Annotated in this window: 9 protein-coding genes; 1 reads left to right on the top strand and 8 read right to left on the bottom strand. The window is 40.9% G+C overall.

Annotated elements, in window-relative coordinates:
- Nucleotides 1–37: 37 nt before the first annotated feature.
- From G563_RS0118175 to G563_RS38495, 3 genes are read right to left on the bottom strand one after another with little or no spacing between them, the layout of a single operon-like run.
- Nucleotides 38–373 (bottom strand): DUF3800 domain-containing protein, encoded by a 336-nt coding sequence (locus G563_RS0118175; protein WP_028666553.1) that lies wholly within the window; start codon nucleotides 371–373, stop codon nucleotides 38–40.
- A 5-nt stretch (nucleotides 374–378) separates the two neighbouring features.
- Nucleotides 379–1,041, bottom strand: coding sequence for a restriction endonuclease subunit S (locus G563_RS0118170; protein WP_211235291.1), 663 nt, complete (start codon nucleotides 1,039–1,041; stop codon nucleotides 379–381).
- Between the two features lie 8 nt (nucleotides 1,042–1,049).
- Complete coding sequence (locus G563_RS38495) at nucleotides 1,050–1,403, bottom strand: restriction endonuclease subunit S domain-containing protein (protein ID WP_028666551.1); 354 nt, start codon at nucleotides 1,401–1,403, stop codon at nucleotides 1,050–1,052.
- Nucleotides 1,404–1,512: 109 nt separating this feature from the next.
- On the opposite strand from G563_RS38495, the gene G563_RS0118160 reads away from it, so the two are divergent.
- Entirely contained in the window at nucleotides 1,513–2,613 is a 1,101-nt protein-coding gene (locus G563_RS0118160) for a transposase (protein WP_169579780.1), read from the top strand.
- A 2-nt stretch (nucleotides 2,614–2,615) separates the two neighbouring features.
- Here G563_RS0118160 and G563_RS38165 read toward each other — a convergent pair whose 3' ends face one another.
- From G563_RS38165 to G563_RS38490, 5 genes are all read right to left on the bottom strand, one after another.
- A complete protein-coding gene (locus tag G563_RS38165; protein WP_157585449.1) occupies nucleotides 2,616–2,825 on the bottom strand; it encodes a restriction endonuclease subunit S domain-containing protein in 210 nt (69 codons plus the stop codon).
- A gap of 133 nt (nucleotides 2,826–2,958) precedes the next feature.
- Entirely contained in the window at nucleotides 2,959–3,501 is a 543-nt protein-coding gene (locus G563_RS38975) for a Fic family protein (protein WP_229598528.1), read from the bottom strand.
- 2 nt (nucleotides 3,502–3,503) lie between these two features.
- Nucleotides 3,504–3,986 carry a Fic/DOC family N-terminal domain-containing protein gene (locus tag G563_RS38970; protein ID WP_229598527.1) on the bottom strand — a complete coding sequence of 161 codons (483 nt, stop codon included), beginning with the start codon at nucleotides 3,984–3,986 and terminating at the stop codon, nucleotides 3,504–3,506.
- Nucleotides 3,987–3,997: 11 nt separating this feature from the next.
- Nucleotides 3,998–4,447: a type II CBASS E2 protein gene (locus tag G563_RS35220; protein ID WP_510186883.1), complete on the bottom strand. Its 450-nt coding sequence runs from the start codon at nucleotides 4,445–4,447 to the stop codon at nucleotides 3,998–4,000.
- Nucleotides 4,448–4,463: 16 nt separating this feature from the next.
- Nucleotides 4,464–5,584: nucleotidyltransferase domain-containing protein (locus G563_RS38490; protein WP_037327418.1), on the bottom strand; the 1,121-nt coding region annotated here is incomplete at its 5' end.

The raw sequence follows: 5,584 nt of genomic DNA, 5'->3' as shown, positions 1-5,584 counted from the left end.
AAAATTGTAATTTTTATAGAGTACTTGATAGTTATGGCTAAAAAAAATAAATATGCTCTGTCCCCATGAGCTTAACTTTTGTCCAGTAATCAGGTATCTGCCGTATAAACTCTTTTAAAATATTGATTCTTTGAGATTTATGAATTTTTCTATACTCTTCGATTTTGCTAACCCGTATCAATTCAGCCGCATGTAGCTCAGTCCGAATCAATAATCCATACGTATCTTTGAGATATTTACGAAACGACTTCATTCTGTTGAGAGATTCCTGCCAGTCATCTTCGCTCACGATAATTCCACTCAAAATATAATGTTGTGAACCATATTTTGAGTGACCATTGTCGCCGCTTTCATCTACGTACATGATTTGCATCGCTTTTAAGTTGTTGTTACCCGCACTTTCCCCGTCAATAGCTGCTGCATCAGGCCCCGTTTTTGGGTTTTGAGTTTTTCCAAATACGCCTCCGTTTGCCGTAGCTCCGCATCGGCAGTGTTTAGGATGGCGGCAATGTGGATTTGCTCGGCGAGAGAGGGGAGGTTGATTTTGATTCTTCTAAAACTATCATATTTACAATTCAAAGTGTCATCTACTAAGCCCTGAGAATACCGCCAAAAAAGATGTATCATGGGACTAAATTTGAACAAATAGCTAACATTTATTTCTTGTCGAGGAATTAAGATAGTGTAGGCAGGACTTACAATGCCTTCATACTGTGATACACCCGAAACTCCCTGCCACATTCGCATAGTATTATAGCCAATATCACCTTTACAAATTCTTAAATATTTACTCTTGTCTTCATTTGAAGTATCTCGTTTTTCAATACTTTCCCTTGGTACTACACCATTAGAAGAAGTAATAGCCAACAATGGTAAATGATTAAAGCCCGTTTCGTTCCTTTCTGAAAAACACTCCCCCAACCTCACCTCTTTCCAGTCTGGTTTAGGGGTAAGGAGTTGTTGCATCAGCCCTTTTTTGCGTTTTTGGAGGGCAGCGAGCAGGGTGGTGGTGGTTTGGATGGCGGCATCCCAAGTACCCAATATGGTCGCTATTTTCTGCTGTTCGGGGAGAGGGGAATTTCAAACGCAAATAAATCATTTAAAGTTATACTTACTTGATTAGCATTTCCTCTAACCAAATCTTCAATATACTTAATATAAGTAGGCATTCTTAGATGCTCATAAATCACTCTACTATCATAATCTTGAATTGGTATTAACTTTACCGCATTTTGGTTTAATAAAGAGCCGACAAATTCTTTCCGCACTAATATAGCTTTACCTACCATTGAGTCGTACATTGGTGGTCGAGAACCAACTGTTGCTACAATTATATCATTCTCTTCCAGCCTATATTCAATGTAATTTTCTGCCTTTTTGTAATCAATTTGATGACCGTACACTTTTAACTGACTGTTTCGACAGAAGATTTTGGGAATAGTTCTTTGACATATTGAGAAAATGAATAGAGAGGGGGAATTTTGTGGTTTCCTACATCACAATCTCCCCCCAATGAGCCGAAGCCTATACAAAGATACGTTGGATTTTTTTAAACGATGTTCAAAACATGAAGTAAAAGGTAATCATTTGCGTCGTCTTAAAATGCTGTCATCTATGGTTGTGTGCTGTGCTCAAACCAGAAGCAGTAGTCTGAGCAGTTTGGGTTCAGGTTCAGCAATGGATATTCGTCAAAGTGAGAGCCGTATCAAACAAGCCAAGCGTTGGCTATCAAGCAAATGGACTGATTGGGACAGCTTTTTTGCGCCCTATATTCACACTTTATTACTTCAATTAGCTAAAAGTGGCGAGTTAGTGCTTGTCATAGATGGAAGCCAAACAGCTCAAGGCTGTTGTACTCTGATGCTCTCAGTGATATGGAAGAAATATGCTATTCCCGTAGTTTGGCTTACCAAAGAAGCTCCCAAAGGGCATTTCGCTGATGAGTTACATACGGATTTAGTAAGTCAATTTCACCAATTCTTTCATAGTCAACAACCTTGTAGGATAGTACTTCTTGGAGACGGCGAGTTTGATGGCAGTCTGCTTCGTAACTTCTGTCAAAGGCAAAACTGGGAATATGTTCTGCGGACCTCTGTGGATAGACAAATAGATTTTAACGGTGAAGTAGGCCGTATTGACGCCCTTTTGCCCCTTTTGCAGAGCCAAGAGTCTATTTTTATAGAACACGCTTGCCTTGGTAGTCATGCTGTGCTTTGGAAAGGTAAAAACTTTCAAGACCCTATTGCAATACTAACTAATATGGAGCTAGGACCAATGGCATGTCAATATTACAGGCGACGATTTAAAATTGAAACCATGTTCAAACAATTCAAATCAGCAGGATTTCAGCTTCAAAAATCAAGGCTCGGTCAGCCAGTAAGGGTACAAAATCTCATTATTGTTGTAGCAATCGCGTTTATATTCACATTTTGTATCGGGCTGCTTCTCAAAGAACAAAATCATAAAGCGATAGCCCCTTTCCTAAGAGTTGACAGCATAAACAAGATGAGTCCTATTACTATTGCTCAAAAAGCAATAGCGCATCATTCCGATATTGCTTACTACATTTTCTCAATGTTGTCAAAGAACTTTGAAAATTTCTTCTCTACTTAAACCTAAATAAAGTGTACGGATAGAAAGTAATCAATAAATATTTTCCCATCTTCTTTTATTGAATCAGAAGTTGTATCTGAAATTCTAACAATTCTTACTCCATTTTGCTGATAATCAACAGATTTAAAAGCAAACCCTTTTTTATAGTTTATTATTTCCCCCAATTTTTTGAGGGACCAGCCGTTGGGGAGGGAGTTTTTGGGGTTGTTCATGGGGGTTATTGGGTTAATTATGCAAGCGGGACTTGCACAAATTAGAAATCGAGTACAATGCGTAAAATAGGTAAAGAAAAATGGCGTTTTGTTTACTTGTTTTTGCAATAGGTAAAGAAAAACGGGATTTTGTTTACAGTTTAGGAACATTCATGATTGTTTCAAAGAGCCGTTGATTGATATAATAGGTTTCTCGTCCTATTTTGTGTTTTTGTAAAATACCTACTTCAATGAGTGCATCAAGGTATTTGATGGCAGTGGGTTTACTCAATAACAACTCGTTCATGACAAACTCAATTTTGGTGTAGGGGTGGTTAAACAGGTTGTTGAGCAGGTCTTGGCTGTATATTTTGGGGAGTTGGCTCCGCATGGTATGCTTCACCTCCTGCATTTGGGTTTTGATGTTCACAATCATTTGGGTGGTTTGCTGGGCTGTTTGGGCCACACCTTCAAGCATAAACAACAACCACGGCTCCCAATCTTGGCTTTGGCGGGTCTGTTGGAGCAGGCGGTAATATTCGGCTTTGTGTTGATTGATGTAGCGGCTTAGGTACAGAATGGGGAGTGTCAGCAATCCTTCTTTAACCAGATACAGAATATTGATGATACGCCCCGTGCGGCCGTTGCCGTCGTAAAACGGATGAATACTCTCAAACTGATGGTGAATGATGGCCATTTTTACCAAGGGGTCGAGGTCGGAGCTTTCTGAATCGTTGATGAACTGTTCACGGTTTCGCCAGTTTGTTCGTTTTTGAGGGCGGTTCCTGGCAATTTCCTAAAACCCGCACTGTTTTCTTCGATGATGCCCTGTATCTGAATAATGTAATTGTTGGTCAAGATACTATGCAAGCGTACCAATTCATAGCCATGTTTGAGGGCCTGGGCGTAACTGTGTACCTCTTTGGCGGCCATTGTTGCAAACTGACGTTTGAGGGTATCACTTTGGTAAAGCTCGTCGTGGGTAGTGATGATATTTTCGATAGCCGAACTGTCTTTTGCTTCTTGTAATGCCAGCGTATTGATAATAATAGCATCATTAGGGATGGTTTGGGCAATACCTTTCAGTTCGGCCAATCTCTGATGCGCCTTGGCCGTTTTTTTCAACACTATCCTTGTTTCTATATCTTGTGGCAGTGGAAGCAGCGGTATGGTGTATTCCATGTTGAGCTTGGTTAATGTTTCAATAATTTGGGTAGAAGTGCACTGAACCTTTTCTTTGATTCTACCTCTACTTTGCTGGGTTGTTCGTGCTCAATTCCACCACCCTTCCAATCGCCAGTAGCTACCCAGTTTTCGTAATGATATAGCCATTCTGATGCCCAGGGGACAATGGTTTCTACAATCCATAAACCGCTGTGCCATTCGTTGTTTTTGGGATAATAGAGACAAAGCTCCTGTTTGGTCTGTGAATATACATGAGGGAGTTTTTTGCCATCGGGAATAATTAACGGTGTATGTACTTTGGTAATTGGCGGTTTACCTTGAAAATACGTGACGCTTATTTGATAAAGTTGGCTGATAGGATTGGGTTGTAGGCAGCCTTTCCACTTAATACCCAAACCGTGTGCCAGCACCGTAAAATCAGACAGGGGGAACAAGGTTTTTAACCTTGCTCCCTGCATTAAAGGGGTCAGCTTTTTAACCTTTATCGCTTCCATACGGATTGTGTTGGGTTACAGGTACACTTTTTGGGGTCTGTTGTGAACTCAAAATTCCTGTTCCTGCCGCCATAAAGAGGCGGTTGGCTTCTCGTTCTTTCAGCGTTTGTTCAGCCACCTCATTAAGGGCTTTTCTCACTATATTTTCACCAAAGTATTGTTGCAACGGTACTGCAAGTTCGGGTAGTCCACGTTTTTGAGCAAGCTGGTCAAAATCTCGCTTCGCTCGGTTGAGCCATTCAAAAAACAATTCTTTCTTTTCGGGGTTTTCTGCCCATTTATCAGCAAAGTTTTCGAGTGGATTTACGGGGTTTTTCACAACCCTATTGCCTTGGTCATCCCACTCAATAAAACTTGCCATTCGGCTCAATACATTACGTAGGGCTACAAAAATATCGGTTTCGTTTTGGTAAGCTTTGGCGGCAAGGGTAGTAATGATTATCGAAATGGGTGCATTGGGGTTATCGCCATAGCGCAAATCTCGGTGCCGCTTCAAAAGTTGTACTACCCGTTGTAAAGGGGTTTTTACTCGGTACTCAGGTACATCATCCACACTCATTTTCATTTGCTCTGCCATAAGCATACGTCGGCGATCAAACTCCACTTTCATTGTTTGTAAAAACCACAATGCATAGCCTTCGGGATTGCTTTTGGGAAAATCAACATCAGTATGCCACGTTTCATTATCAGTAATACAAAGGGCATGGATGGCAAGCGAACTGGGTACAGCCAGTAGTGTAGTGAGTTGTTGAATATACTGAGGGCTGTCTGGAATAGACGGTACAATGTCTAAATGAAAACGAAACTGGTCATTGTATTGCAGTCGCCAACATCTCCGTTTTTCGGGTGCAAGCATGCGCTTGTAGGTTTCATTTGCTTTCAGGTGGTCACCTACTACTTGTTTTAACCACTGTTGCGAAATTTGGCTTTCAGAAATATGTAGTTTACAGGTCAAATCAACGTCGTATTCTTCATCTTCCAAAAGCGGACGAATCACTGTACCGTACCTAAATGACCCTTGTGGGCTAATATGCGGGCGGTAGGGTCTTAATGGAGAATCGGGGGCATCTAAACAACTTGCTACGGCTTGATAACTGCGGG

The sequence above is a fragment of the Runella zeae DSM 19591 genome, assembly GCF_000423565.1.
GTDB classification, from domain to species: Bacteria; Bacteroidota; Bacteroidia; order Cytophagales; family Spirosomataceae; genus Runella; species Runella zeae.
This window is presented reverse-complemented; position numbering and strand designations above follow the sequence as displayed.